This is a genomic window from Brevundimonas denitrificans (genome assembly GCF_030160755.1).
GTDB classification, from domain to species: Bacteria; Pseudomonadota; Alphaproteobacteria; order Caulobacterales; family Caulobacteraceae; genus Brevundimonas; species Brevundimonas denitrificans.
In genome coordinates this window covers 35,692-60,612 of record NZ_BSOY01000008.1, presented here as the reverse complement: position 1 = coordinate 60,612, position 24,921 = coordinate 35,692, and the positions used below count along the sequence as shown (strand labels likewise).

The 24,921-nt window shown below is 69.0% G+C and carries 23 protein-coding genes and 3 tRNA genes; 21 read left to right on the top strand and 5 right to left on the bottom strand.

Annotated features, from left to right (window positions below):
- The first annotated feature begins 178 nt into the window (after window positions 1–178).
- From QQJ79_RS03425 to QQJ79_RS03355, 15 genes are all read left to right on the top strand, one after another.
- Entirely contained in the window at window positions 179–622 is a 444-nt protein-coding gene (locus QQJ79_RS03425) for a hypothetical protein (protein WP_284221123.1), read from the top strand.
- A gap of 62 nt (window positions 623–684) precedes the next feature.
- On the top strand, window positions 685–1,641 hold the full coding sequence (gene glpX, locus QQJ79_RS03420; RefSeq protein ID WP_284221122.1) for a class II fructose-bisphosphatase: 957 nt from the start codon (window positions 685–687) through the stop codon (window positions 1,639–1,641).
- Window positions 1,641–3,455: a single-stranded-DNA-specific exonuclease RecJ gene (gene recJ, locus QQJ79_RS03415; protein ID WP_284221121.1), complete on the top strand. Its 1,815-nt coding sequence runs from the start codon at window positions 1,641–1,643 to the stop codon at window positions 3,453–3,455. The genes glpX and recJ overlap by 1 nt, the downstream gene beginning before the upstream one ends.
- Window positions 3,456–3,587: 132 nt before the next feature.
- Window positions 3,588–3,662, top strand: a tRNA-Glu gene (locus QQJ79_RS03410).
- Between the two features lie 662 nt (window positions 3,663–4,324).
- The gene (locus QQJ79_RS03405) at window positions 4,325–4,411 is read left to right on the top strand and encodes a potassium-transporting ATPase subunit F (RefSeq protein ID WP_077357265.1); all 87 of its coding nucleotides are present in this window, start codon (window positions 4,325–4,327) and stop codon (window positions 4,409–4,411) included.
- A 13-nt stretch (window positions 4,412–4,424) separates the two neighbouring features.
- Window positions 4,425–6,134: a potassium-transporting ATPase subunit KdpA gene (kdpA, locus tag QQJ79_RS03400; protein WP_284221116.1), complete on the top strand. Its 1,710-nt coding sequence runs from the start codon at window positions 4,425–4,427 to the stop codon at window positions 6,132–6,134.
- Between the two features lie 15 nt (window positions 6,135–6,149).
- Window positions 6,150–8,219 (top strand): potassium-transporting ATPase subunit KdpB, encoded by a 2,070-nt coding sequence (gene kdpB / locus QQJ79_RS03395; RefSeq protein ID WP_284221113.1) that lies wholly within the window; start codon window positions 6,150–6,152, stop codon window positions 8,217–8,219.
- A gap of 25 nt (window positions 8,220–8,244) precedes the next feature.
- Entirely contained in the window at window positions 8,245–8,994 is a 750-nt protein-coding gene (locus QQJ79_RS03390; RefSeq protein WP_284221111.1) for a TorF family putative porin, read from the top strand.
- Between the two features lie 12 nt (window positions 8,995–9,006).
- On the top strand, window positions 9,007–9,585 hold the full coding sequence (kdpC, locus tag QQJ79_RS03385; RefSeq protein WP_284221110.1) for a potassium-transporting ATPase subunit KdpC: 579 nt from the start codon (window positions 9,007–9,009) through the stop codon (window positions 9,583–9,585).
- 85 nt (window positions 9,586–9,670) lie between these two features.
- The gene (locus tag QQJ79_RS03380; RefSeq protein WP_431307567.1) at window positions 9,671–12,268 is read left to right on the top strand and encodes a DUF4118 domain-containing protein; all 2,598 of its coding nucleotides are present in this window, start codon (window positions 9,671–9,673) and stop codon (window positions 12,266–12,268) included.
- A gap of 6 nt (window positions 12,269–12,274) precedes the next feature.
- Window positions 12,275–12,976, top strand: coding sequence for a winged helix-turn-helix domain-containing protein (locus tag QQJ79_RS03375; protein WP_284221106.1), 702 nt, complete (start codon window positions 12,275–12,277; stop codon window positions 12,974–12,976).
- A 143-nt stretch (window positions 12,977–13,119) separates the two neighbouring features.
- The gene (locus QQJ79_RS03370; protein ID WP_284221104.1) at window positions 13,120–13,554 is read left to right on the top strand and encodes a response regulator; all 435 of its coding nucleotides are present in this window, start codon (window positions 13,120–13,122) and stop codon (window positions 13,552–13,554) included.
- Between the two features lie 110 nt (window positions 13,555–13,664).
- Window positions 13,665–14,234 (top strand): cold-shock protein, encoded by a 570-nt coding sequence (locus QQJ79_RS03365; protein ID WP_284221101.1) that lies wholly within the window; start codon window positions 13,665–13,667, stop codon window positions 14,232–14,234.
- A 29-nt stretch (window positions 14,235–14,263) separates the two neighbouring features.
- Entirely contained in the window at window positions 14,264–14,737 is a 474-nt protein-coding gene (locus QQJ79_RS03360) for a DUF192 domain-containing protein (RefSeq protein WP_284221099.1), read from the top strand.
- A gap of 48 nt (window positions 14,738–14,785) precedes the next feature.
- Window positions 14,786–14,862, top strand: a tRNA-Pro gene (locus tag QQJ79_RS03355).
- Window positions 14,863–14,916: 54 nt separating this feature from the next.
- Here QQJ79_RS03355 and QQJ79_RS03350 read toward each other — a convergent pair.
- Complete coding sequence (locus QQJ79_RS03350) at window positions 14,917–15,471, bottom strand: cytochrome b (RefSeq protein ID WP_284221097.1); 555 nt, start codon at window positions 15,469–15,471, stop codon at window positions 14,917–14,919.
- Between the two features lie 237 nt (window positions 15,472–15,708).
- Between QQJ79_RS03350 and QQJ79_RS03345 the strand changes: the two genes are divergently transcribed.
- The 3 genes from QQJ79_RS03345 to QQJ79_RS03335 all read left to right on the top strand — a co-directional run bounded on the left by QQJ79_RS03345 (window position 15,709) and on the right by QQJ79_RS03335 (window position 16,630).
- Window positions 15,709–16,014, top strand: coding sequence for an ETC complex I subunit (locus QQJ79_RS03345; protein WP_284221095.1), 306 nt, complete (start codon window positions 15,709–15,711; stop codon window positions 16,012–16,014).
- Window positions 16,015–16,065: 51 nt separating this feature from the next.
- Window positions 16,066–16,142: transfer RNA gene (locus QQJ79_RS03340), tRNA-Arg, on the top strand.
- A gap of 80 nt (window positions 16,143–16,222) precedes the next feature.
- Entirely contained in the window at window positions 16,223–16,630 is a 408-nt protein-coding gene (locus tag QQJ79_RS03335; RefSeq protein ID WP_284221092.1) for a hypothetical protein, read from the top strand.
- Here QQJ79_RS03335 and metC read toward each other — a convergent pair.
- Window positions 16,623–17,795 (bottom strand): cystathionine beta-lyase, encoded by a 1,173-nt coding sequence (metC, locus tag QQJ79_RS03330; protein ID WP_284221090.1) that lies wholly within the window; start codon window positions 17,793–17,795, stop codon window positions 16,623–16,625. The two genes, QQJ79_RS03335 and metC, sit on opposite strands and share 8 nt — an antisense overlap.
- 89 nt (window positions 17,796–17,884) lie before the next feature.
- Here metC and QQJ79_RS03325 point away from each other — a divergent pair, with 89 nt between their 5' ends.
- A complete protein-coding gene (locus QQJ79_RS03325; protein ID WP_284221088.1) occupies window positions 17,885–19,012 on the top strand; it encodes an amino acid ABC transporter substrate-binding protein in 1,128 nt (375 codons plus the stop codon).
- A gap of 28 nt (window positions 19,013–19,040) precedes the next feature.
- Window positions 19,041–20,354, top strand: coding sequence for a dicarboxylate/amino acid:cation symporter (locus QQJ79_RS03320; protein WP_284221087.1), 1,314 nt, complete (start codon window positions 19,041–19,043; stop codon window positions 20,352–20,354).
- Window positions 20,355–20,357: 3 nt separating this feature from the next.
- On the opposite strand, the gene QQJ79_RS03315 is transcribed toward QQJ79_RS03320, so the two are convergent.
- From QQJ79_RS03315 to QQJ79_RS03305, 3 genes are read right to left on the bottom strand one after another with little or no spacing between them, the layout of a single operon-like run.
- A complete protein-coding gene (locus QQJ79_RS03315; RefSeq protein WP_284221085.1) occupies window positions 20,358–21,197 on the bottom strand; it encodes a sulfurtransferase in 840 nt (279 codons plus the stop codon).
- Window positions 21,198–21,228: 31 nt separating this feature from the next.
- Window positions 21,229–22,449 carry an SAM-dependent methyltransferase gene (locus tag QQJ79_RS03310; protein WP_284221080.1) on the bottom strand — a complete coding sequence of 407 codons (1,221 nt, stop codon included), beginning with the start codon at window positions 22,447–22,449 and terminating at the stop codon, window positions 21,229–21,231.
- Between the two features lie 33 nt (window positions 22,450–22,482).
- Window positions 22,483–23,946, bottom strand: a complete 1,464-nt coding sequence (locus QQJ79_RS03305) for a cryptochrome/photolyase family protein (RefSeq protein ID WP_284221077.1) — start codon at window positions 23,944–23,946, stop codon at window positions 22,483–22,485.
- A gap of 110 nt (window positions 23,947–24,056) precedes the next feature.
- On the opposite strand from QQJ79_RS03305, the gene kdsA reads away from it, so the two are divergent.
- Complete coding sequence (gene kdsA / locus QQJ79_RS03300; RefSeq protein ID WP_284221075.1) at window positions 24,057–24,920, top strand: 3-deoxy-8-phosphooctulonate synthase; 864 nt, start codon at window positions 24,057–24,059, stop codon at window positions 24,918–24,920.
- The last annotated feature ends 1 nt before the right edge of the window (window position 24,921 follow it).

Below are 24,921 nucleotides of genomic sequence, written 5' to 3'. Positions count from 1 at the left end.
CCGGGGCGGTTTGGCCGAGGTGGGGCGCCCGGCCTTGCGCGGCGCGCGGGGCGGCGCGGCGGCGGTCGGTGGGCTTGGACGCTTGGCCATGGGAAGCTCCGGATGTCGTCAGGATCGGTCGCAAGCGCCGCGCGCGCCCTTCCGCCTGTCGCGATCATCGCATAAGACAGCCCCTGAAATGAACGCGTCGCGCCGGAAATTTGCAGCCGCCCTGTCCGCCGTCGTCGCGAGCGCTGGTCTGACGGCCTGCGTGGGCTCGTTCGATCCGGTCACCGACGCCAGTTCGCCGATCGCGCCGCGGGTCCAGGCCCTGGTCGACGCCAACCGCCAGTATCCAGCCTGGGCGGCCTTTCCGAGGGTGATCGAGCCGTTGCCGGAACCGGTCGCCATCGCGGCGCAGGTGAATACCCTGCGTGTCACCGGCGGGGCGCTGGCGGGAGAGGTCTCGCGCATCGACTGGCAGAATACGGGCGACCCGGCCGAGTTCGCGGCGGCGGTGCAGGCCCGGATCGATTCGGTTCCGGTCGCGCCCGTGACGCAGGAGACCCTCGCCGAGATCGAAGATTTCGCGCGACGCACGCGCGAGCGGGGCCGGGCCCCGCCGCCGGTGGACCGCCGCTGATCCCCCATCCAACGCTCGCCCGGACGGAAGAATCCGGGGACCATCGTCTCAGGAGACACCTCATGGCCAAACCGGCTCCCTACGCCTCGACCCTGGCCGCTGACGCCGCCCGGGTGACCGAACTGGCCGCCATCGCCAGCTATGCCGGCATCGGCCGGGGCGACGAGAAGGCGGCGGACCAGCTGGCCGTCGACGCCATGCGCACGGCGCTGAACGCGCTGGATATCGACGGCAAGATCGTCATCGGCGAGGGCGAGCGCGACGAGGCGCCCATGCTCTACATCGGCGAGAAGGTCGGCACCGGCAAAGGCCCGGCCATCGACATCGCCCTGGATCCGCTGGAAGGCACGACCCTGACGGCCAAGGCCATGGCCAATGCCCTGTGCGTGCTGTCGATGTCGCCCGGCGGCGGCATGTTGCACGCGCCCGACACCTATATGGACAAGATCGCCATCGGCCCCGGGTTCGCGCCCGGCACCGTCGATCTGGACATGAAGCCTCAGGACAATGTCCGCTCCCTGGCCTCGGCCAAGGGGGTGAAGCCGTCCGACATCACCGTCTGCGTCATGGACCGTCCGCGCCACGCCGACCTGATCGCCGCCCTGCGCGAGGTCGGGGCCAAGGTGGTGCTGATCACCGACGGCGACGTCGCCGGCGTCATCCACACGGCCGAACCCGAGACCGGCATCGACCTGTATCTCGGTTCGGGCGGGGCGCCGGAGGGGGTGCTGGCGGCCTCGGCGCTGAAATGCGTCGGCGGCCATTTCCAGGGCCGGCTGATCTTCCGCAACGACGACGAGCGGGCGCGGGCGGCCAAGACGGGCGTCACCGATCTGGACCGCAAATATGACCTGCACGAACTGGTGTCCAAGGACGCCATCTTCGCCGCCACGGGCGTGACCAAGGGGGCCATGCTGGACGGGGTCAAGGTCGCCGACGGCTTCGTCTCGACCCACACGCTGGTGATGGATTCCTCGACGCGGACGGTCCAGCGCATTCGCACGACGCGGCCCCTCTGATGGCGGACGGGGGCGCAGGCACGGCTTTCGGGCCGGCGTTCCTGGGCGTCTCCCGCTCCCTGTCCGGCCGCGAATGGCGGCAGAGGCCCGCCGAGGCCGGACTGATCCGCGCCCATATGCAGGCGCTGAACCTCGAGGAGCCGCTGGCGCGGGCGCTGGCGGCGCGCGGCGTGCGGGCCGATCAGGGGGCGGACTTCCTGACCCCCACCCTGAAGGCCCTGTTCCCCGATCCGTCCAGCTTCATGGACATGGACGCGGCGGCCGAGGCGATCCTCGACGCCTTGCAGGCGAAGGCCTCGATCCATGTCTTCGCCGACTATGACGTCGACGGCGCCTCGAGCGCGGCCCTGCTGGTGCGCTGGTTCCGGGCCGTGGGCGCGGAGCTGCCGATCTATGTCCCGGACCGGGTCACCGAGGGCTATGGCCCCAGCGCGCGGGCCTTCGACACGCTGAAGGCCTCGGGCGCCGATCTGGTCATCACCGTCGATTGCGGCGCGGCGGCCAATGAGGCGGTGGCCCATGCGGCGGCGATCGGGCTGAAGGTCGTGGTGATCGACCACCATATGATGCGCGAGCATCCGCCGGTGTGCGCGGCGGTGGTGAATCCCAACCGGCCGGGCTGCAACTCGGGGCAGGGGAACCTCGCCGCCGCCGGGGTGGTCTTCGTGCTGCTGGCGGCGCTGAACCGCGAAGCGCGGCGGCGCGGGATGTTCGCCGACGTCAAGGAGCCGGACATTCGCCAGTGGCTGGATCTCGCGGCCATGGGGGCGATCTGCGACGTCACCGGCCTGACGGGGTTCAACCGGGCGCTGACCAGTCTGGGGCTGCGGGTCATGTCGGACTGGGGCAATCCGGGGCTGCGGGCCCTGCTGGAGGCGGCGGGGGCCGAGCCGGGGCCGGCCAAGTCGAACCATGCCGGATTCATCCTCGGGCCGCGCATCAATGCGGGCGGGCGGATCGGCAAGTCGGACCTCGGCGCGCGGCTGCTGTCGACGGATGATCCGGAGGAGGCGCGCGCGCTGGCGCAGGAGCTGGATGCGCTGAACATCGCCCGCCGCGAGGTGGAGAAACAGGTCACCGACCAGGCCACGCGGATGGTCGAGGCGACCGGCGCCCATGCCGACGGCTCGGCCGTGGTGGTGATCGCGGGCGACGAATGGCATCCCGGCGTGGTCGGCATCGTCGCCGGGCGCCTGCGGGAGCGCTGGCGCAAGCCGGTGGTGGTGATCGGCGTCGACGCCGTGAACAGCCTCGGCAAGGGATCGGGCCGGTCGCAGCCGGGCATGAACCTGGGCAGGGCGGTGCAGGCGGCCTGGGAGAGCGGCGTGCTGATCGCCGGGGGCGGCCACGCCGTGGCGGCGGGACTGACGGTCCGCGCCGACGATATCGACCGGCTGCGGGACTTCCTCAACGATCGGATGATCGGCGAGCAGGCCGCCGCCGACGCCCTGGATCATGTCGAGATCGACGCCCTGATCGACGCGGGCGCGGCGACGCGGGCCCTGTTCGAACAGTTCGAGCAACTGGCGCCGTTCGGCCCCGCCAATCCGGAGCCCCTGTTCGCCCTGGAGCATGTGCAGGCGCGCGACGCCGTGGCCATGAACGGCGGCCATGTGCGCTGCCGGCTGGTCGGGGCCGACGGGGCCTCGGTCAAGGCCATCGCCTGGCGCTGCGCCGACCTTCCCGGCGGCCAGGCGCTTTTGTCCGGACAGGGCGGTCTGAGCGTGGTCGGTCGGCTCAAGGCCGACGACTGGAACGGCCGCAAGGGCGTGCAATTCGAGATCGAGGACGTGGCCGATCCGCGGATGGCGTGAGCGCCTTCGAGGCCGCCCCTCCGTCTCGTCGGCCGACGCCTCCAGGCCGTCTCCCCATTCGCAAGAAGAATGGCGAGGAGAAGGGTTGCACCGTCCGGAATCGGCGGCTATATCGCCCGCTCTCCGCGCAGCGGTCCCTTCGTCTATCGGTTAGGACGTCAGGTTTTCAACCTGAAAAGAGGGGTTCGACTCCCCTAGGGACTGCCAGCGCGGAGATTTCCCACAAAATCAGGTATTTGAGCCCCGTTCAGGGTGCGATTTCCTGTGCTTTTTCCACGAAGTTTTTGACGGCTATCCGGCTCATTCTTGTGGTGTTTCGGCGTCTGGTGATCTCGCGCAAATGCACGACTTGCCGACCCTCCGCCCGTCCTTTTCCCCAGCCGTCAAATCCCCGGCGCGTCGCCGTGGCGCTACATGGGCTGGTCCCGCCTCGAGTGGATGCGGCGGAGAAGGAACGGCCAGTCGTGCCCACGGCTGACAGCCTCCGCGTCCCGCTTGAGGGAACAACGCCCCAGGCCGATGTCGACAGGTGGGATCGCAAGCAGGGTCGGCTCCCCAGACTGTTTCCCCCGGGGGGCAGGCGACCTTCGACACCCCGCCGCCGTCCGCCCGGGCATTATGCTCCCCTTATGCGGATGCTGAACTTCCGTATCGAGCGCTTACGCCCGCCCATGATCTCCTGACGACAGGACGCCGAGCTCGGTTTGACCTGGATCACGCTGTCACGCGCTCGCGCGTAACAGCGTCGCGCGTCGCAATGGATGTCTGGCTGGAGGTTTCGGCATGGCCGATCTGATTTTTCTGGCGATCGGCGGCGGGGCGTTTGTCGCCTTCGCCGTTCTCGCCGCTGTCCTGAAGCGGGTGTGACGATGCTGGTCGCCATACTCTGGGGCGCCGGCGCAGTCGTGGTCGCCGTCTACATGGTCGCGGCGCTGCTGCGCCCCGAGCGGTTCTAGGGGAGCCGCCCTCATGAACATGCAAGGATGGGCGGAGATCGCCCTGACGATCGGCCTCGCCGCCCTGATCGGCTGGCCCATTGGCCTCTATATGTCGCGCGTCTGGAACGGCGAGCGGACCTGGCTCGATCCGGTGTTCAAACCGGTCGAAGGTCTGTTCTACCGCGCCGCCGGCGTGAACCCGGCGCACAGCCAGGGCTGGCTCGGCTATACGGGCGCACTGCTGGCGTTCAACGCGGCGGGCTTCTTCCTGCTCTACGCCATTCTGAGGATGCAGGGCGGCCTGCCCATGAACCCGCAAGGGTTCGAGGGGCTGTCGCCGCATCTGGCGTTCAACACCGCCGTCAGCTTCGTCACCAACACCAACTGGCAGAGCTATGGGGGCGAGACGACCATGTCGACCCTGACCCAGATGACTGGCCTGACGGTGCAGAACTTCCTCTCCGCGGCGACCGGGGCGACCATCGCCGCCGCCCTGGCGCGGGCGTTCGTCGCCAATCGCGGTGAGGGGGTCGGCAACTTCTGGGCGGACATGACCCGCACGACCTTGTGGGTTCTACTGCCCCTTTCCATCATTCTCGCCTTGGTGCTTGTCGGTCTGGGCGTGACCCAAACCCTGGCGGCCTCGACTACGGCGACCGGGCTCGAGGGCGGGTCGCAGACCCTGTCCCTGTTCCCGACCGCCAGCCAACTCGCCATCAAGCAATTGGGCATCAACGGCGGCGGCGTCTTCAACGTCAACTCGGCGCACCCGTTCGAGAACCCGACGCCGCTGACCAATCTGATCACCGCCATCTCGATCAATGTGCTCGGCTGGGCCGCCTTCTTCGCCTTCGGCCGCAGTGTTCTGGCGAAGAAGGACGTCCGCGCTCTCGCCGTCGCCGCCCTGGTTCTGCTCAGCCTGTCGGGCGCGGCGATGTACGCCATCGAGACCCAACCGGCGCCCGCCCTCGTCGCGGCCGGGATCGACGCCTCCGCCAACATGGAGGGCAAGGAGGTTCGCTTCGGCGTTCCGGCCTCGGTGACCTGGGCGGTGCAGACCACCGGCGCGTCCAATGGCTCGGTCAACTCCATGCACGCCAGCTACATGCCGCTGGGCGGCGCGGTGCAGATGTTCCTGATGCAGCTGGGCGAGATCCTGCCCGGCGGGATCGGCTCGGGCATCGCCGTCATGGTCGTCATGGCCGTGCTGTCGGTGTTCGTCGCCGGCCTGATGGTCGGGCGGACGCCGGAGTATCTGGGCAAGAAGATCGAAGCGCGGGAAATCCAGTTCGCCATGATCGCGGTCCTGGTTCTGCCGCTCGCCGTCCTCGGCTTCACGGCGGTTGCGGCGGTCCTGCCCACGGCTCTCGGCGGGCTGTTGAACGACGGTCCGCATGGCCTGTCCGAGATGCTCTACGCCTACACCTCGGCGGCGGGGAACAACGGCTCGGCCTTCGCCGGCCTGACCGCCAACGCGCCGTGGTGGAACACGACCCTGGGCATCGCCATGCTGATGGGCCGGTTCGTGCCCGCCATCGCGGTGCTCGCCATCGCCGGCAGCCTGGTCGTCAAGCCCAAGCTGGCGCCGAGCACCGGCACCCTGCCGACCCACGGGCCGCTGTTCATCGGCCTGGTGATCGGCGTCATCCTCATCCTCGGCGGGTTGCAGTTCTTCCCCGCCCTCGCCCTCGGTCCCCTCGTCGAGCATTTCCAGGTGCTGGGCGTGGTGGCCGGGCTCTGATCCCGGACCCCTGTCATGACTCTCGCAAACCCTGAGCACCTGGGCGAGACCCGCCGGGCCGCTCCCTTGGCCGGCGGCCTGTCCGGACCCATGTTGGGCCGGGCGGTCGGCGACGCCTTCGTCAAGCTGGACCCCCGCAAACTGCTGCGCAATCCGGTGATCTTCACCACCTGGATCGTGGCCCTGCTGGCGACGGTGTCGGCCATCGCCGCCGTCGTCGCGGGCGAGGCCGCCGGCTTCGCCATCCAGTTGGCGGTCTGGCTGTGGGCGACGGTGCTGTTCGCCAACATCGCCGAAAGCGTCGCCGAAGGGCGCGGCAAGGCGGCGGCGGACAGCCTTCGCGCCACCCGCGTGGACACCAAGGCCAAGTTGATCGTTGATCCGGGGACGGGGACCATCGTTCCGACCCCGGCCTACAAACTGGGGATCGGCGAGATCGTGCTGGTCGAGGCCGGCGACGTGATCCCTTCCGACGGCGAGATCGTCGAGGGCGTCGCCTCGGTCAATGAGGCCGCCATCACCGGCGAGTCGGCGCCCGTGATCCGCGAGGCCGGCGGCGACCGATCGGCCGTCACCGGCGGCACCACCGTGCTGTCGGACTGGATCAAGGTCCGCATCACGGCCGAGGCGGGCTCGACCTTCCTCGACCGGATGATCGCCATGGTGGAAGGCGCCAACCGCCGGAAGACGCCGAACGAACTGGCGCTGTCCGTGTTGCTGGCGGGGCTGACCCTGGTGTTCCTGATCGCGGTGGTGACGCTGCTGGGGCTGGGCGCCTATTCCGGCATCACGCTCGACCCCATTGTCCTCGGGGCCCTGTTCATCACGCTGATTCCGACAACCATCGGCGGCCTGCTGTCCGCCGTGGGCATCGCCGGCATGGACCGTCTCCTGAAGGTCAATGTGCTGGCTACATCAGGCCGCGCGGTCGAGGCGGCCGGGGACGTCGACACCCTGCTGCTCGACAAGACCGGCACCATCACCTTCGGCAACCGCATGGCCACCGAGGTGATTCCTGTGCCGGGCGTCCGGCCCGAAGCGGCCATGCGCGCCGCCGTCATGGCCTCCCTGGCCGACGAGACGCCCGAGGGCCGCTCGATCATCGAACTGGGCCGCAACGCCGGTCTGGCCGTCGACCTGCCCGCCGGGGCAAGGGCAATCGCCTTCTCGGCGGTGACCCGCCAGTCGGGCGTGGACGTGGACGGCAAGTCCTGGAGGAAGGGCGCGGTCGACGCTGTGCTCAAGTCCCTGAAGCTGACCGAGGCCGACGCCCCGGCCGATTTCCACCATACGGTGGACCGCATCGCCCGCTCTGGCGGTACGCCGCTGGCGGTGGTCGAGGACGGCGTCCTGGTCGGGATCATCCACCTGAAGGACGTGATCAAGCCCGGCATGAAGGAGCGGTTCGCCGACCTGCGCCGCATGGGCCTGCGCACCGTGATGATCACCGGCGACAACCCGGTGACGGCTGCCGCCATCGCCTCGGAAGCCGGGGTCGACGACTACCTCGCTGAGGCGACGCCCGAGGACAAGATGCGCCTCATCAAGGCCGAACAGGCCAAGGGTCGGCTGGTCGCCATGTGCGGCGACGGCGCCAATGACGCGCCCGCCCTGGCCCAGGCCGACGTCGGCGTGGCCATGCAGACCGGGGCCCAGGCCGCGCGCGAGGCCGGCAACATGGTCGATCTCGACAGCGACCCGACCAAGGTCATCGAGATCGTCGAGGTCGGCAAGCAGCTGCTGATCACCCGCGGCGCCCTGACGACCTTCTCGATCGCCAACGACGTGGCCAAATATTTCGCCATCATCCCGGCGATGTTCGTGGTCGCCCTGCCGGCGCTCGGCGCGCTCAACGTCATGGGGCTGCACAGCCCGCAGAGCGCCATCCTGTCGGCGGTGATCTTCAACGCCCTGGTGATCGTCGCCCTGATCCCCCTGGCCCTGCGCGGCGTGAAATACCGCGCCATCGGGGCCGGGGCGCTGCTGTCCCGCAACCTGCTGATCTACGGCCTCGGCGGCCTCGTCGCGCCGTTCGTCGGCATCAAACTCATCGACATCGTCATCTCCGGCCTCGGCCTGGCGTGACCCCCAGATCCAAGGAGTGAGTTTCATGACCCGCAAAACCCGGTTCAAGGCTTCCGGTCGCCGCGACATCTGGGTCGCCGGCGCCTGCCTGGTCGGCCTGGTCGTCTTGGGCATCGCCTCCCAGGCCGACGCCCAGACGGCCGCTGAACCCTCAAGCCCGTCAATCGCCTGGAACGTCGCCGCCAGTTCCGACTACGTCTTCCGGGGCGTCAGCCAGACCGAGGAGGACGCCGCGATTTCGGGCGGCGTCGACCTCACCAGCGGAAGCTTCTACGCCGGCGCCTGGGCCTCCAACGTCGCCTTCCCCGGCGATCCCGACACCAATGCCGAGATCGACGCGTACGCCGGCGTCCGCCCGGAGTTCGCGGGCTGGAACTGGGACTTCGGCGCGGTCGGCTATTTCTACACCGGCCAACCGAGCGGCGCGGACTACGACTATGTGGAGGCCAAGGTCGCGGCCTCGCGCGCCTTCGGTCCCGCCACCATCGGCGCCGCCGTCTACTGGTCGCCGGACTTCTTCGGCGCGGCCGAGGACGAGGCGACATACGTCGAGGCCAATGCGAGCTTCTCTCCAGCCGACAGATGGACGGTTTCAGGCGTCATCGGACGCCAGTTCCTGTCCTCGGACTTCGACCACACGACCTGGAACCTCGGAGCGGCCCGGCAACTGACCGACAACCTCGCCGTCGATGTCCGCTACCACGACACCGACGAGCACGGCTTCGGCGACATCTACGGCGGCCGCGCCGTGGTTTCGCTGAAGGCGGCCTTCTAGAGGACGATGACGATGCTCAGCCAACTGCGTCCCGCGATCGTCATGGTCGCCCTGTTCACCCTTCTGCTCGGCGTCGCCTATCCGTTGGCCATCACCGGGGTCGCACAATGGGCCTTCCCGACCCAGGCGAACGGCAGCCTGGTCCGGAACGGGGAGGGCCAGGTCCTCGGCTCGGCGCTCATCGGCCAGTCGTTCGCCGAGGCGCGCTATCTGCACCCGCGTCCCTCGGCCGCCGGCGAGGGCTATGACGCCTCGGCCTCGTCGGGTTCGAACCTGGGGCCCCTCAACGCGGACCTGGCCGCGCGCATCAAGACCGACGCCGACGCCATCCGGGCCGACACGGGCGCGACGGCCATCCCCGCCGACGCCGTGACGACCTCCGCCTCGGGCCTCGACCCTCACATCTCCCCGGCCTACGCTCGCCTGCAGGCGGCGCGCGTGGCGCAGGCGAGAGGTGTGGATGTGGGCGTGGTGCAGCAGGTCATCGACCAGAACACCGAGGGCGCCCTGTTCGGCTTCATCGGCCAGCCGCGCGTCAATGTGATGCTGACCAACCGGGCGCTGGACGCCCGCTTCCCCGCCGCGAGCTGATTTGCCGGAGACGTCGCCCCCTCCCGACCCCTCGAAGGTCGCCGCCAAGCGACCGAAACGCGGTCGACTGAAGGTCTTTCTCGGCATGTCGCCGGGGGTCGGCAAGACCTATGAGATGCTGCGAGCCGCCCGACGCCGAAAGGCGGAGGGCGGCGACGTCGTTGTCGGGGTGGTCGAGAGCCATGGCCGGCGCGAGACCGAGAGCCTGCTGCGCGGGATGGAGGTGATGCCGCGCAGGCCGATCGACTACAAGGGCCGCGTCCTGATGGAGTTCGACATCGACGCGGCGCTGGAGCGGAAGCCCGGCCTGCTGCTGGTCGATGAATACGCACATTCCAACGTCCCCGGATCGCGCCATCCCAAGCGCTGGCAGGACGTGGAGGAAATCCTCTCCGCCGGCATCGACGTCTGGACCACGCTGAACGTCCAGCACCTGGAAAGCCTGTCCGACGTGGTCCTGCGCATCACCGGGGTGCGCCAGCGCGAGGCCGTGCCCGACAGCGCCCTGAGCGGGGCCGACGACATCGAGGTCGTCGACATCACGCCCGACGAACTGCGCAAGCGGCTGGCTGAGGGCAAGGTCTATGTCCCGGAGACCGCGCGCCTCGCCTCGGAGAATTTCTTCAAGGTCGAGAACCTGACCGCCCTGCGCGAGATGGCCCTGCGGCGGGCGGCGCAGACGATTGACGATCAGCTTCTGGCGACCCTGCGCGAACGCGGCATGGAGGGTCCGTGGGCGGCGGGGGAGCGAATTCTCGTTCTGGTCGGGGGCGACGCCATCGCCGCCTCGCTGGTTCGCGCCGGTCGTCGGTTGTCCGACATGATGATGGATGCGCCTTGGACCGTCGCCCATGTCGAACGGCCGAACCGGCCGGTCTCGGGTCCCGAGAGCGCGGCCCGATTGAGCCAGGCTTTCATGCTGGCTGAGCAGCTCGGGGGCCGGACGATCGTCCTGACCGGCGACGACGTGGTCAGGGCGGTGATGGACTACGCTCATCGCAACAACGTCACCCAGATCGTCATCGGCAAGGGTCGGGATAACCGCATCAGCGAACTGCTGGGCAGGTCGCTCGCCGCCGGGTTGCTGCGGTCGGCCCGGGGCGTGGCGATCCATATCGTCACGGAGCCCGGTGGGGCGCCGGTGGGGCGTCCGGAGAAGGAAGCGCCGGTGATCGCCCGGTCGCTCCACTGGCGCGGCTATGCCGTCGGCGCCGGCTTCATCGGCGTGGCCACGGCCCTGGCCCTGTTTCTGGACCGCACCTTCGAACGGGTCGACCTGGGGGTGATCTATCTGTCCGCTGTGCTGGCGGCCGGCGTCCTCTACGGCCTGCGCCCGGCGCTTGCGGCGGCGACGGTCGCCTTCCTGGTCTACAACTTCCTGTTCCTGGAGCCGCGCTACAGCTTCGCCATCGGCTCGCCGACCGACATCCTGACCCTGCTCGCCTTCTGGGCGGTGGCGTTGGCGACCGGAAGCCTGGCCGGCCGGGTGCGGGACCAGGCGCGCAGCGCCCAGCGACGCGCCTCGGCGGTGTCGGCCCTGCTTGCCGCCAGCCAGGCCCTGTCCGCCGCCGAGGACCAGCTCGGCGCCGCCCGGGTGCTGGCCGAACAGACCGCCGCCGCCGCCGGGGCCAAGACGATCGTCCTGTTGCCCCGCGACGGCGACATCACCCCGGTCGCGGGCGCACCGGAACTGGAAAAGCTGGGCGCCGCCGCCATGGCCGCCGCCCGTTGGGCCTGGGAGCGTGGCGAGCCGGCCGGACACGGCACGGGGACGCTTCCCCAGACGAGCTGGACCTTCCGTCCGCTTCAGGGGGTCCGGTCCCGCTCGGGCGTGGCGGGGATCGAGGCCGACGCCCTCGCGCCCGGCTCGGACGAGGAAAGGCTGGCCCTGGCCTTGCTGGAACAGGGCGCCGTGGCGCTGGAACGGGCGCAGCTGGCAGGCGACGCCGTCGAGACCGAGACCCTGCGCCGCGCAGATCGCTTTCGCGGAGCCCTGATGAACTCGGTCAGCCACGACCTGCGCACCCCGCTCTCGACCGTGCTCGGGGCCGCCACCACCCTGATCGACTATGGTCCGACCCTGAAGCCCGAGGTGCGCAAGGATCTGCTGCTCAGCATCCGGGAGGAGGCCGAACGCCTGAGCCGCTATGTCGGCGACCTGCTGGACATGACCCGGCTCGAAGGCGGGGCGCTCAACATCAAGGCCGACTGGACCGATGTGCGCGACGTCCTGAACGCAGCCGCCGAACGGGTCTCCCGTCGGCTCGGCTCACGTCGGCTGACCCGTGACTTTCCCGCCCAGCTCAGCATGGTCAGCCTCGATCAGGGTCTGCTGGAACAGGCGCTGGTCAATATTCTGGAGAACGCCATCGCCTTCAGTCCCGACGGCTCCGCCATCGAACTGGCGGCCTATGAGGACCGGGGCTCGGTGGTCATCAGCATCGAGGATGAGGGCAAGGGCATTCCGACCGCCGAGCTGGAGCTGGTGTTCGACAAGTTCCGGCGCATGGAGGAGCAGCCGGATCGCTCGAAAGGCGCAGGGCTGGGCCTCGCCATCGCCAAGGGATTCGTGGAGGCGATGAACGGCCGGATCGCCGCCGCCAGCCCGATCCTCGACGACCGGGGCACCCGCATCCTGATCAGCCTGCCCAAGTCCATCGCCACCCATCGGGACCTGCTATAGAGCCCCATGTCTGCCGTCAGACCCCGCATCCTCGTCATCGACGACGAACCGCAAATCCACCGATTCCTGTCGCCGGCTCTGGACGCCGCCGGCTATGAGCCGAAACGGGCTGACAGCGGCCAGGAAGGCCTGCGCGGCATCGCCCTGTGGAGCCCCGACGCCGTGGTGCTCGACCTCGGCCTTCCGGATATGGACGGCAAGGACGTTCTGGTTCGGGCGCGGGAATTTTTCGTCAAGCCGATCATCATCCTGTCGGCCCGTGATCGCGAGGCCGAGAAGATCGAGGCGCTGGATCTGGGCGCCGATGACTATGTCGAAAAGCCATTCGGGGTGGGCGAACTTCTCGCCCGCCTGCGCGCCCACCTTCGCCAGCCCGTTGATCGACACGATCATGCGGGCCCGCTGACGATCGGCGAGGTGGTCATCGACCTGGAACGCCGACTGGTGACCCGTGGCGGAGCCCCCGTCCGGCTGACCCCCAAGGAATATGAGGTTCTGGCCAACCTCGCCCGCCACTCCGGAAAGGTGATCGGGCACGCCGCCCTGCTGACGGCCGTGTGGGGCGCTGCCCACAAGGATGACACCCAGTATCTGAGGGTGCTCATCGGCCAGCTGCGCCAGAAGCTGGAAGGCGACCCCGCTCATCCCCGACTGATCGAGACCGAGCCAGGGGTCGGCTACAGGCTCATGAGCGAACCGGCGCGCTGAGGGGGGCTGGCGTGTCAGCCGGGCCCGGAGGCCCTTTTGAAAGCATATGAGGCGGGGGTCCCGACATCTCCGATCGGGTGTGAGGCCGAGCCTTTCGGGGTCTGGTGCGTTGCGCTGCCATGTCCGTGTCCCGGACGGCGACGATGATCCGGTTTGTCGACATGTCCGAAACCTCTTCCGCCGTCGATGAGCCCGTCGTGGAGGCGACCATCCTGATGGTCGAGGACAATGCCGAGGTTCGGGTCATGGGCGAGACCCTGCTGGTCGATGCGGGCTTTGTCGTTCACACGGCAGGCGACGCGGCCGAAGCCCTGGCGATGTTGGAGGCCGGCCTGGCCTTCGACCTGCTGTTCACCGATATCGTCATGCCCGGCGATCTGGATGGCGTGGGCTTGTCCGCCGAGGTCGCGCGACTCAGACCCGGGACGCCCGTTCTGCTGACAACGGGCTGGGCCGACCGGGCCCAGGATCACGCCAGTCAGCGTCCTGAACGGGATTTGATCGCCAAACCCTACCGTCAAACCGACCTGGTGCGGAAGATTCGTCTGCTGCTCGACCGAGGCGCAGTGCGCGTCTGAGCGAATTCTTTTCGCTTTTGCTGCGAAACCGACGTTTTTCGCTTTTCCGGGGTTCACAGAACCGTGTTAAATAAGCGCCGTCCGCTCGGATAGCGGGCAGGGGGAAGACTGTGTCGGACTACGAGGGCGTTGAGACAGTCGCGACGGTCCGGATCGCGGGCCGGGTGAAATGGTTCGATCCCGGCAAGGGATACGGCTTCATCGTGCCGGATGACCCGACCCTGACCGACATGAAGGATGTGCTGCTGCACATCTCCAGCCTGCGTGACGCCGGTCGCGATGTCGCGGCCGAGGGCGCTCCGATCAGTTGCGAATGCGCCCGTCGGCCCAAGGGCTGGCAGGTCACCGAGGTCCACGACATCGGTGAGGCTGACCCCGAGCTGGCCGCCGCGCCGCGCCGCACCGGCTATGAAGGTCTCCGGCAGACGCACCGCGCCGGTCTGGAACCCGACGGACTGACGTCCGGCGCGCCGATGGAGGCCGCGGTCGTCAAATGGTTCAATCGCACCAAGGGCTACGGTTTCGTGGTGCGCGACGGCGAACCGGGGGATATCTTCGTCCATGTCGAGACGTTGCGCCGCTGCGGGCTGGATGACCTGCTGCCCGGCGAGACGGTTTCGGTGCGATTCGCCGAGGGCCCAAAGGGGCTGGTGGTCGCGGAAATCAGACCGGGCGGATGATCATCCGCCCCAGTGAGGGTGGATTGGCGATGTTGAACCGTCTTGGACTTCCGGGAGCCCTGCTCGCCCTTGTGCTGGTTTCGGCCTGCGCCGGAGCGGGAACGCCGCGCGACGCCAAGGGCGATCCGCTCGAGCCGCTGACCATCACCACCTCAAGCGGCGAGCACCGCTTCATGGTCGAGATCGCCGACGACGACGCGGAACGTCAGCGCGGCCTGATGGAGCGCGAACCCCTGCCTGACGACCGTGGCATGCTGTTCCAGTTCCCCGATGTGGCCGAGCGCGGCTTCTGGATGCGCAATACGCCCAGTCCGCTGGACATCATCTATATCGACCCGCGCGGCCGGATCGTCTCGATCGCGAAGAACGCCACGCCCCAGTCCGACGCCATCATCCCCTCGAACGGACCCGCCAGCGGCGTGCTGGAGCTGCGCGCCGGCCGCGCCGACGAGATCGGGGCCCGGCCCGGCGACAAGGTCAGCCACCCCTTCTTCGCCGAATAGTCGTCCAGCGCGTTGCGGCGCGGCGTCGAGTATGCGAAAGCCCGCCGCCGGAGTGTAGCGCAGCCTGGTAGCGCATCTGGTTTGGGACCAGAGGGTCGGAGGTTCGAATCCTCTCACTCCGACCAATTTCCTTTGAGCGCTATCGTTCGCCGCGCGGCGGCTCACTGCTTGAGCGCGAGTCAGCGAAGCATGGGCAGCATGCGTCGCAGGGTTCCGTCCTTCAGCACATGGTGGTGGAACACGGCGGCCACGGCGTGAAGCCCGATCAGCCAGTAGCCGGCTTCTCCGATCGTCTTGTGCAGCTCCTCGAGCCGTTCGGCCAGGTCCTTGTCCGGGGCGATCAGCGGCGGCAGAGACAGGCCGAAGAAGGGAATGGCGTCGCCCTCGGCGCTGAGAACCAGCCAGCCGAGCAGCGGCAGGGCGATCATCCCGGCATAGAGGGCGACATGCACGGCGGCGGCCGGCCACCGGGTCCAGCCGGCCTCGGACGCCAGCCATGGCGTCCGCCACCGGGCGATCAGCCGGATCCAGACGAGGACGAAGACCGACAGGCCCAGCATGAAATGCCAGGTCTTGAGGCCCTCGCGGATGTCGCTGCCGCGGGGATAATTCTCCCGCAACTCGATACAGGCGAAGACCGCCGCCAGCAGGATCAACATCAGCCAGTGCAGCGCGATCGAGACGCGGCTGTAGGCCTGGTGGGCGGGTTGAGCGTCGGGTGCGGAGGCGGTCATCGGCGGTCCCCGGAACAGAGTCGTCGTCCGCCAATCTGCACGTGATTCGGCCGGGGCGCCTTGCTTCACCGCAATCGGCGAGGGGAAGTCCATCGCCGGCGCCGCGTCCGGATCGCCCGCGGTCCGAATGCGGGCCTTCCGAAGCGACACGATGCGCGTCGGGCGCTGGACCCGGCGCTGGCCGCGCGGTATCTGGGCTCCGCGCGGGTCCGCCCGCCGTCGTCACGAGGATTGGTCATGCTCGCCCGCATCTATCGCCCCGCCAAGACCGCGATGCAGTCGGGCAAGGCCTCGTCCAGAGGCTGGCGGCTCGAGTTCGAACCGGCGTCGGCGCGCACCATCGACCCGCTGATGGGCTGGACCAGCTCCAGCGACATGAACGGCCAGGTGCGGCTGAGCTTCGATTCGGCCGAGGAGGCCGTGGCCTATGCCGAGCGGCACGGCATCCCTTTCCGCCTGCATGAGCCGCAGGACCCGCCGGTGATCCTCAAGGCCTATGCCGACAATTTCGCCACCGGCCGCAAACAGCCCTGGACGCACTGACGTCTGTTGCGCCAACCGCGCTTCGCGCTACTTGAGGCGCGCGGTTCCTGGGCGCCCATAGCTCAACCGGATAGAGCACCCGCCTTCTAAGCGGACGGTTGCAGGTTCGAGTCCTGCTGGGCGCGCCACGGTCGGCGGAGCAATTTTCAGCTGTCGCCGGCGCCGCGAGCCGCTAGGGTTCCCCCAGATGTTCTGGAGGGGACGTTCAATGTTGAGGACTGTTCTGGGAATCGTCGCCGGCGTGTTGCTGGCCTTCGCGGTGTTGATGGGGCTGGAGATGGCCGGTCACGCGGCGATGCCGCCGCCCGCAGGCCTCGATCCGGCGGATCCTGAAGACCTGAAGCAGATGGTGGCCTCGGCCTCGCTGGCGGCCAAGGCCTGGGTGGTGTTCGCCTGGTTCGCGGCAGCCCTGGCCGGCGGCTGGCTGGCCCGACGTCTGTCGCGCAAGGACTGGGCCGGATGGGTGATCGTGGGCCTGATCGTGCTGGGCGGGGTCGCCAACATCCTGATGATCCCGCATCCGTTGTGGATGCAGATCGCGGCCGTCGCGGCGCCGTTGCTGGGCGGCTGGATCGTGACGCGGCTGCCGGCCAGCGGGCCCGCCCGGGTCAGCTGAGCGCGGCGCGCCAGGCGGCAAGGCCGCTTTCGAGGTCGGCGATCAGGTCGTGCGGGTCTTCGAGGCCGACGTGCAGGCGGAGGAGCTGCCCCGCCAGCACAGGCGGCCATCGCCGGCCCGACAGTTGTCCTGTCTCGTGGGTGATCAGGCTTTCGAAGCCGCCCCAGGAGTAGCCGAGGCCGAACAGTTTGAGGGCTGTCATGAGGGCGTGGGCGGCGGCTTCGCCGCCGCCCCGCATCACCACGCCGAAGAGGGAGGCGGCGCCGGCGTAGTCGCGCGCCCACAGGTCGTGGCCGGCCGCGCCGGGCAGGGCGGGATAGAGAATTTCGGCGACCTCGGGCCGGGCGTTCAGCCAGTCGGCGACCATGCGGGCCGAACGGGCCTGTTCCAGATAGCGCAGGGGCAGGGTGCGCAGGCCGCGCAGGGCCAGCCAGGCGTCGTCGGGCGAGACCCGCCAGCCGAGGTCCTCCAGCGTCTCGGCGATGGCCCGACCGACCTTCGGATCGGCGACGGCGATGGAGCCCATGAGCAGGTCGGAATGGCCGGCGACATATTTGGTCACGGCCTGGACGCTGACGTCGACGCCAAACGCCAGTGGTTTGAAGGCGAGACCCGATGCCCAGGTGTTGTCCATCACGGTCAGGACCCCGCGCGCCCGGCAGGCGGCGGCGAGGGCGGGGACGTCGAGCATCTCGAAGGTCAGGGAGGCGGGCGATTCGATAAGCAGCAGGCGGGTTCGGTCCGTGATCGCCGCGAGGATGTCATCGGTCGCGGCGCCGGCGGCGTGGAAGGCCGTCGTGATCCCGCGCGCGCCCAGATGCCGCCTGAGAAATCGCCGGCTCGGGCCGTAGAGGGCGTCCGTGGTCAGGACCTCGTCGCCATGACGCAGCAGGGCGGTCAGGGGCACGGTGACGGCGGCGAGGCCGGACGGGACCAGCCACGCGTCCGCGGCGCCTTCGAGGTCGCACAGCAGGTCGCGGAGTTCGCGGGCCGCCGACAGGTCCTCGATGCCGTACACCGGGCCCTGGCTGTCGTCGCGCATGGCGCCGGGCGTGTCGTTGAGGAGGGTCGAGGCCCGCTCGATCGGCGGCGCGACCGGACGGCGGCCCTTGCCGCGGCGGGTGGCGGAGGCGATCAGGCGGGTGCGGTCGGTTCGATCAGTCATGCGCGCCGGAACGGAGGGTTGCGGTTCAGCCTTCAAAGGCCTCTAAAGCAGGCGGGGCGCAAGGTCTGACGAATTTCGGCGAGGCGCGGATGCGGGCACAATCGACGGGGCGAAAGACGGCGGGCGGCGCCGCGTTTGCGCTATTCGCCGTCCTGGCCCTGACCCTCGCCGCCTGCGGGCGCGGCGAGCGTGCGGGCGAGGCCGGAGACGGCGCCGACCCGGCGGCCCAAAGCCAGACCGCCGCGCCGGAGTTCGCCAGCCCGACCCTGGCGGCCATCAAGCGGCGCGGACGTTTGAACTGCGGCGTTCATGAGGGACTCGTCGGCTTCGCCTATACGGACAATCGCGGCGAATGGCGCGGCTTTGACGCCGACTTCTGCCGCGCCCTGGCGGCGGCGGTCCTGGGCAACGCCAACGCCGTCCGCTTCGTGCCCCTGACGGGCAGCCAGCGGTTCGAGGCGCTGCGCAGCGGCCGGGTCGATGTGCTGTGGCGCTCGACCTCCTGGACCCTGACGCGGGAGGCCCAGGAGGGGGTGCGGTTCGCCGGGATCAACTACTATGACGGTCAGGGCTTTCTGGTGCGCCGGTCGCTGGATCTGGCCACGGCCGCCGAACTGAACGGCGCACGCGTGTGCGTGCAGCGCTCGTCGACCACGGAGCTGAACGTGGCGGACTGGTTCCGCGCCCGGTCGCTGGAATACACGCCGGTGGTCGGGGCCAATGAGGAAGCGGCGCGGGCGGCCTATGCGCGGGAGGATTGCGATGCCCTGAGCGCGGACATTTCCGCCCTGGCGGCGGCGCGGACCACGATGTCCAATCCGGAACAGCACGCCATACTGCCGGATGTGATCTCCAAGGAGCCCCTCGGGCCGGCGGTCAAGCGGGGCGACGAGGCCTGGACCTCAATCGTGCGCTGGACCCTGAACGCCCTGATTCTCGCCGAGGAACTGGGCGTCACCAGCGATAATGCAGACCAGATGGCCGAGGACTCTCCCAATCCGGCCGTCCGCCGCCTGCTCGGCGTCGAGGGCGAGGCCGGACCGATGCTCGGCCTGCGCAAGGACTGGGCGAAGGCGGCGATCGAGGCCGAGGGCAACTACGGTGAAATCTTCTCGCGTAACGTCGGGACGGATTCCTCGCTCGACCTGGCCCGTGGGCTTAACGCACAATGGAACGCAAGACCGGCGGGGCTGATCTACGCCTTGCCGATTCGATAGGACGCCGGGACAGGCGCCAGGGGGAAAGATGGAAACGACGAAACGTGGCGGGATCCCGCTTTATCTCTGGATGCTGCTGGGCTTCGCCGCCGGCATGGGCGGGGGGCTTTACGTCAACCTGAACGGCCTTGAGGTGCTGCCGTGGGTGATGGACATCATCCAGGCGGTCGGCCAGATCTTCCTGCGCCTGCTGTTCATGCTGGTCCTGCCGCTGCTGTTCGCGGCCCTGGCGGTCGGCGTCGCCGAGATGGGCGATCTGAAATCGCTGGGCCGGGTCGGCTTCAAGACCCTGGTCTTCACCATCCTCGTCTCGGCCATCGCCGTCGGCATCGGCCTGGGCATGGTCAACTGGTTCCGTCCCGGCGACGGGGTCGATCCCCTGCTGGCGCAGCAGCTGTTGGCCCAGGGCGCCGAAGGGGCTTCGGCCATCGTCGGCAATGCGCCCAAATCGATCGAGGCGGGCCAGTTCTTCCTCGACATGATCCCGTCCAACGTCGTCACCGCCGCGGCGGAGAACCAGATCCTGCCGGTGATGGTCTTCGCCCTGATCTTCGGCATCGGCATGGTCATGGCCAAGTCGCCGGCCACGGACGCCCTTCAGCAGACGCTGCAGGGCCTGTTCGAGGTGATGATGAAGCTGATCAACCTCGTCATCAAACTGGCTCCGATCGCCATCGCCGCCCTGATGTTCAACCTCTCGGCGGTGTTCGGCTGGGAGCTTCTGCTCAAGCTGGGCGCCTATGCGGGCGTGGCGGTAGGCGCGATGGCGATCCACATGTTCATCGTCTATCCGCTGCTGGTCTGGATTTTCGGCGGGATGAACCCGTTGAAGTTCGCCAACGGCGTCCGCGAGCCCTTCGTGGTGGCCTTCTCCACCGCCTCGTCCAACGCCACCCTGCCGATCGCGATCAAGGCGGCGGAAGAGAAGCTGAAGCTGCCGCGTCGCATCTCGCGCTTCGTGCTCACCGTGGGGGCCACGGCCAACCAGAACGGCACGGCCCTGTTCGAGGGGGTCACGGTCCTGTTCCTGGCCCAGTTCTTCAACATCGACCTGAACCTGCAGCAGCAGCTGGTGGTGATGCTGGTCTGCATCCTCGGCGGCATCGGCACGGCCGGCGTGCCGGCGGGATCGCTGCCGGTTATCGCCCTGATCCTCGTGATGGTCGGGGTGCCGGCGGAGGGCATCGGCCTGATCCTCGGCGTCGACCGCTTCCTCGACATGTGCCGCACGACCCTGAACGTCACCGGCGATCTGGTGGCGGCGACGGTGGTGTCGCGCGGCGAGAGCGATGCGATCGTGCCGGACGACCTCAAACTGCCGGACGTTGCCCCGGCGAACTGAGGCTCAGGCGGCGGGGGCGGACGCCACTGGGGTGTCCGCCCGTCCGCCCCATTCGGCCCAGCTGCCGTCGTAGAGGCGCGAGGGCCTGGCCAGCACGGCGAGCCCGAGGCTGAGGATGGCGGCGGTGACTCCGGAGCCGCAGGTGGTGACGACGGAGCGGTCCAGATCGACGCCGGCCGCGCTGAAGGCCCGCGCCAGCGCCTCGCCCTGCTTCATCGTGCCGTCGGGGTTGAGAACGCCGGGGAAGGGCAGGTTGAGGGCGCCCGGCATGTGTCCGGACCTCAGGCCCGCGCGCGGCTCGGCGGCCCGGCCCGCGAACCGGTCGTCGGCGCGGGCGTCCAGCACCTGCTCGCCGGCCTGAAGGGCGGCGCGGACGGCGTCGATGTCGGCGACGATCTCCGGCCGGGGGCGGGGGGTGAAGGTCGAGGTCGCGGGCAGCGTCGAGGGCCCCGTTTCGATCGGCCGGCCCTCCGAGATCCATTTCGGCAGACCGCCGTCGAGGACGCGGACGTCCGGCGCGCCCATGGCCTTGAACATCCACCACGCCCGCGCGGAAGAGCGGATGCCGACCGTGTCATAGACCACGATGCTGTCGTCCGCCGCGATGCCGAGCCCGCCCATCCGCGCCGCGAACAAGGCGGGCGTCGGCAGCATATGCGGCAGGGGGCTGTCCGGATCGGAACTGGCCTCGAGATCGAAGAAGACGGCGCCGGGCAGGCGGGCGGCCTCGAAATCCGGCCGGCCGTCGCGCCCGTCCAGATGCCAGCTGGCGTCGACAAGGCGCAGCGCGGGCGCGCCGAGGCGGGCGGCGAGGTCGGCGGTTGAGATCAGGGGAGAGGCCATGCCGACAGCCTAGCACCGACCGGGGAATCGGTCAGGCGCGGGTCAGCGCCAGCTGGATCACATCGGTCCGGGCCGAGCGGAATCCGGCCTCGCAATAGGCGAGATAGAAGCGCCACAGTCGGCGGAAGCGTTCGTCGAAGCCGCCCATGCGCCGGATGTCGCCCCAGGCCGCCTGGAAACGCTCGTCCCAGAGTTTGAGGGTGTCGGCGTAGTCCTGGCCGAACCGCTCGACGGTGCGCCATTCGAGGCCGGCGCGGTCGATGACCGGCTTGAGACTCTCCTCCGACGGCAGCATGCCGCCGGGGAAGATGTATTTCTGGATGAAGTCGGTGCGCTTGTTGTAGCCGCCGAACAGGGCGTCCTCGATCGTGATGATCTGCAGGCCGGCGCGGCCGCCGGGCTCGAGCACGTCGTGGATCTTGCCGAAATAGGCCGGCCAGTATTCGATACCCACGGCCTCGAACATCTCGATGGAGGCGACGCGGTCGAACCGGCCCTGGACGTCACGATAATCGATCAGCTGGATATCGGCTTTTTCGGCCAGGCCAGCGTTGAATATCCGCTGGCGGGCGAAGTCATACTGTTCCTGCGAGATGGTGATGCCGGTGACCCGGGCGCCGACCTCCCGGGCCGCGAACTCGGCGAACCCGCCCCAGCCGCAGCCGATCTCAAGCACGGACTGGCCGGACCGCAGGTCCATGAGCCGGGCGAGGGAGGCGTATTTCTCGCGTTGGGCCGCATCCAGCGCCATGCCGGCGCGGGTGAAGCGGGCCGACGAATAGGTCATCGTCGAGTCCAGCCAGGACGCATAGAAGGCGTTGCCGAGGTCGTAGTGGGCGTGGATGTTCTTCTTCGACCCGGACCGGCTGTTGCGGTTCATCCGGTGCGACAGCCAGTTGATCGCCCGCATCAGCGGATTGCCGTCCGCCAGCCGGCGGATGTGTTCATAGTTGTGGGCGAAGGATTCCAGCAGTGCGGCGAGCTGCGGGCTTTCCCATTCGCCGGCCATATAGGCCTCGGCGAAACCGATATCGCCCGAGGCCAGCACGCGGCGGGCGAAGCGGTAATCCTTGATGTCGAAGATGGCCGCCGGTCCCGGCTGCGGGCCGTCAAGCAGGTGGGTCTCGCCGTTGGGGAGCAGGACCGTGAGCCGGCCGAAGGTCCAGTTGGCGGCCAGCAGGCGTAGCAGCAGCGTGAACCCGCGCGGCGTGCGGGCGGCGGTTTCGATGCGCTCGGCGGTGACCGACGTCATGACTGGCAAGGTTGGGTATCGGCGGTCCGCCCGTCAATCCCCTTCGGCGGCACGAGCGGCGACGATGGTCCCGAGCGCAGCGAGCGCACGCTTGCGGGCGGCGTCGTGATCGACGATCGGACGAGGGTAGTCCCCGCCGAGCCTGACGCGGGCGTCGCGCAGGACCTCGGGCGGCGCGGTCCAGGGCGCGTGGAGCCAGCGGTCGGGGACTCCGCGGAGTTCCGGGACCCACCGGCGAACATATCGGCCGTCTGCATCGAATTTCTGCCCCTGCGTCACCGGATTGAAGATTCGGAAGTACGGGGAAGCATCGGCCCCGGATCCAGCAACCCACTGCCAATTCTGCACATTCGACGCGAGATCGGCGTCGACCAGCGTATCCCGGAACCACCGCTCGCCTTCACGCCAGTCGATCAGCAGGTGTTTGATCAGGAAGGAGGCGACGATCATGCGCACCCGGTTGTGCATGACGCCTGTCGCCCACAGCTCGCGCATGCCGGCGTCCACGACCGGATAGCCGGTCTGGCCGCGCTTCCAGGCTTCGAGTGCGGCAGGGTCGTCACGCCAGGGCATGGCGTCATACTCGGGCCGGAAGGCCTTGTCGGTCATCTGCGGGAAGGCGTGGAGCAGGTGGGCGGAGAATTCGCGCCACCCGATCTCGGCGACGAACTTGTCCGCCTCGGCGGCGGGCGCGCGGCCGTCGGCGGCGGCGGAACGGGCGGCTTCGACGGCACGCCATGGACTGATCTCGCCGAAATGCAGATGGGGCGACAGGCGGCTGGTCGCCGGTTCGGCCGGGATGTCGCGACCCTTGCCGTAGGATTTGAGGCCGCGTGACAGGAAGGTCGCCAAAGCGACCTCCGCACCCGCTTCGCCGGGCGTCCAGTTGAAGCCGTGCGACCAGTCCGGGCGGGTGGGGTGCAGGCCCCAGGCGTCGATGTCATCAGAAGCGGGTTCAGGCAGCGTCCGGATGTCGGCGGGCGCAGGCGCAGGCGGCGGGGCGACAGTGGCGGCCAGAAGGGCCCGGTGGAAGGGTGTGAAGACCTTGTACGGCTGGCCGGATCCATTGAGCACCGACCCGGGCCGGGCCAGCAGGGTTCCGTTCCAGCCCTTGCAGGCCACGCCGTCGGCCTGGAGCCCGTGGGCGATGTCGGCGTCCCGGGCGAAGGCGTCGGGTTCGAATCGGCGGTTCAGGAAGACGGCGTCGGCGCCGGTCTCGTCGATCAGGCGGCGGAGTTCGGCCTCGCTGTCTCCGCGACGCAGGATGAGGAGGGAGCTGCGGGCACGCAGCGAGGCGTCCAGCGCGCGCAGGGACTTGTCGAGCCACCACAGGGACGCTGCGCCCGTCTGAAGCGTCGCAGGGCCTTGGTCGAGAATATAGAGCGGCAGGATCGGGCGGCCCGTCTCAACGGCGTGGACGACGGCGGGGTTGTCGGCAAGGCGCAGGTCCTGGCGGAACCACAGGATGACGGGTCTGTCTCCGGCCTCGGTGGTCATGCGTGCGGGCTCCTGATAGCTTGCGAACCTCAGTGTTCGACGCCACCTGATCGCCGCACAAGTGCGGCATCAGCCGCGCGTCGCCAAGCCGCAACTCCGGGAAATCCGCCTTGTCCAAGCCAAACGCCATCATCGACATCAAGGACGGGCTGAAGCGCCCCGTTTCCATCGGCGGCGGACAACGCATCGTCTTCATCGCCGGCCCGTGCCAGCTGGAAAGCCGCCAGCACGCGCTGGAGATGGCCCATGCGCTGAAGGAGATCGGCGAGCGGCTGAACGTCGGCGTCATCTACAAGACCAGTTTCGACAAGGCCAACCGCACATCGGCGACCGCCGCCCGGGGCTTCGGCCTCGAGGGCTCGCTGCCGATCTTCGCCGAGATCCGGGAGGTCACGGGCCTGCCGGTGCTGACCGACGTGCACACCGAGGAGCATTGCCGCATCGCCGCCCAGGCGGTGGATGTGCTGCAGATCCCGGCCTTCCTCTGTCGCCAGACCGACCTGCTGCTGGCCGCCGCCGCCACCGGCAAGGCGATCAACATCAAGAAGGGACAGTTCCTCGCGCCCTGGGACATGAAGAACGTCATCGCCAAGGTGGTCGGCGCGGGCAATCCGAACGTCATGGCCTGCGAGCGCGGGGCCAGCTTCGGCTACAACACCCTGGTCAGCGACATGCGGTCGCTGCCGATCCTGCGCGAGATCGGCTGCCCGGTGGTGTTCGACGCGACGCACAGCGTGCAGCAGCCGGGGGGGCAGGGGACGTCCTCGGGCGGGCAGCGCGAGTTCGTGCCGGTGCTGGCGCGGGCCGCCGTGGCCGTGGGCGTTGACTCGGTCTTCATGGAGACCCACCAGGACCCCGACAACGCGCCGTCCGACGGTCCGAACATGGTGCCGCTGGACCAGTTCGAGGCGCTGGCCGCCGACCTGATCGCCTATGACGACCTGACCAAGGCGCGGATGGCGAAGGCCGCGTGAA

Bases quoted from the DNA above. Each gene is read 5' to 3' on its own strand.
- QQJ79_RS03425 (WP_284221123.1), top strand. From the start codon at position 179: ATGAACGCGTCGCGCCGGAAATTTGCAGCCGCCCTGTCCGCCGTCGTC.
- glpX (WP_284221122.1), top strand. From the start codon at position 685: ATGGCCAAACCGGCTCCCTACGCCTCGACCCTGGCCGCTGACGCCGCC.
- recJ (WP_284221121.1), top strand. From the start codon at position 1,641: ATGGCGGACGGGGGCGCAGGCACGGCTTTCGGGCCGGCGTTCCTGGGC.
- QQJ79_RS03405 (WP_077357265.1), top strand. From the start codon at position 4,325: ATGCTGGTCGCCATACTCTGGGGCGCCGGCGCAGTCGTGGTCGCCGTC.
- kdpA (WP_284221116.1), top strand. From the start codon at position 4,425: ATGAACATGCAAGGATGGGCGGAGATCGCCCTGACGATCGGCCTCGCC.
- kdpB (WP_284221113.1), top strand. From the start codon at position 6,150: ATGACTCTCGCAAACCCTGAGCACCTGGGCGAGACCCGCCGGGCCGCT.
- QQJ79_RS03390 (WP_284221111.1), top strand. From the start codon at position 8,245: ATGACCCGCAAAACCCGGTTCAAGGCTTCCGGTCGCCGCGACATCTGG.
- kdpC (WP_284221110.1), top strand. From the start codon at position 9,007: ATGCTCAGCCAACTGCGTCCCGCGATCGTCATGGTCGCCCTGTTCACC.
- QQJ79_RS03380 (WP_431307567.1), top strand. From the start codon at position 9,671: ATGTCGCCGGGGGTCGGCAAGACCTATGAGATGCTGCGAGCCGCCCGA.
- QQJ79_RS03375 (WP_284221106.1), top strand. From the start codon at position 12,275: ATGTCTGCCGTCAGACCCCGCATCCTCGTCATCGACGACGAACCGCAA.
- QQJ79_RS03370 (WP_284221104.1), top strand. From the start codon at position 13,120: ATGATCCGGTTTGTCGACATGTCCGAAACCTCTTCCGCCGTCGATGAG.
- QQJ79_RS03360 (WP_284221099.1), top strand. From the start codon at position 14,264: ATGTTGAACCGTCTTGGACTTCCGGGAGCCCTGCTCGCCCTTGTGCTG.
- QQJ79_RS03350 (WP_284221097.1), bottom strand. From the start codon at position 15,471: ATGACCGCCTCCGCACCCGACGCTCAACCCGCCCACCAGGCCTACAGC.
- QQJ79_RS03345 (WP_284221095.1), top strand. From the start codon at position 15,709: ATGCTCGCCCGCATCTATCGCCCCGCCAAGACCGCGATGCAGTCGGGC.
- QQJ79_RS03335 (WP_284221092.1), top strand. From the start codon at position 16,223: ATGTTGAGGACTGTTCTGGGAATCGTCGCCGGCGTGTTGCTGGCCTTC.
- metC (WP_284221090.1), bottom strand. From the start codon at position 17,795: ATGACTGATCGAACCGACCGCACCCGCCTGATCGCCTCCGCCACCCGC.
- QQJ79_RS03325 (WP_284221088.1), top strand. From the start codon at position 17,885: ATGCGGGCACAATCGACGGGGCGAAAGACGGCGGGCGGCGCCGCGTTT.
- QQJ79_RS03320 (WP_284221087.1), top strand. From the start codon at position 19,041: ATGGAAACGACGAAACGTGGCGGGATCCCGCTTTATCTCTGGATGCTG.
- QQJ79_RS03315 (WP_284221085.1), bottom strand. From the start codon at position 21,197: ATGGCCTCTCCCCTGATCTCAACCGCCGACCTCGCCGCCCGCCTCGGC.
- QQJ79_RS03310 (WP_284221080.1), bottom strand. From the start codon at position 22,449: ATGACGTCGGTCACCGCCGAGCGCATCGAAACCGCCGCCCGCACGCCG.
- QQJ79_RS03305 (WP_284221077.1), bottom strand. From the start codon at position 23,946: ATGACCACCGAGGCCGGAGACAGACCCGTCATCCTGTGGTTCCGCCAG.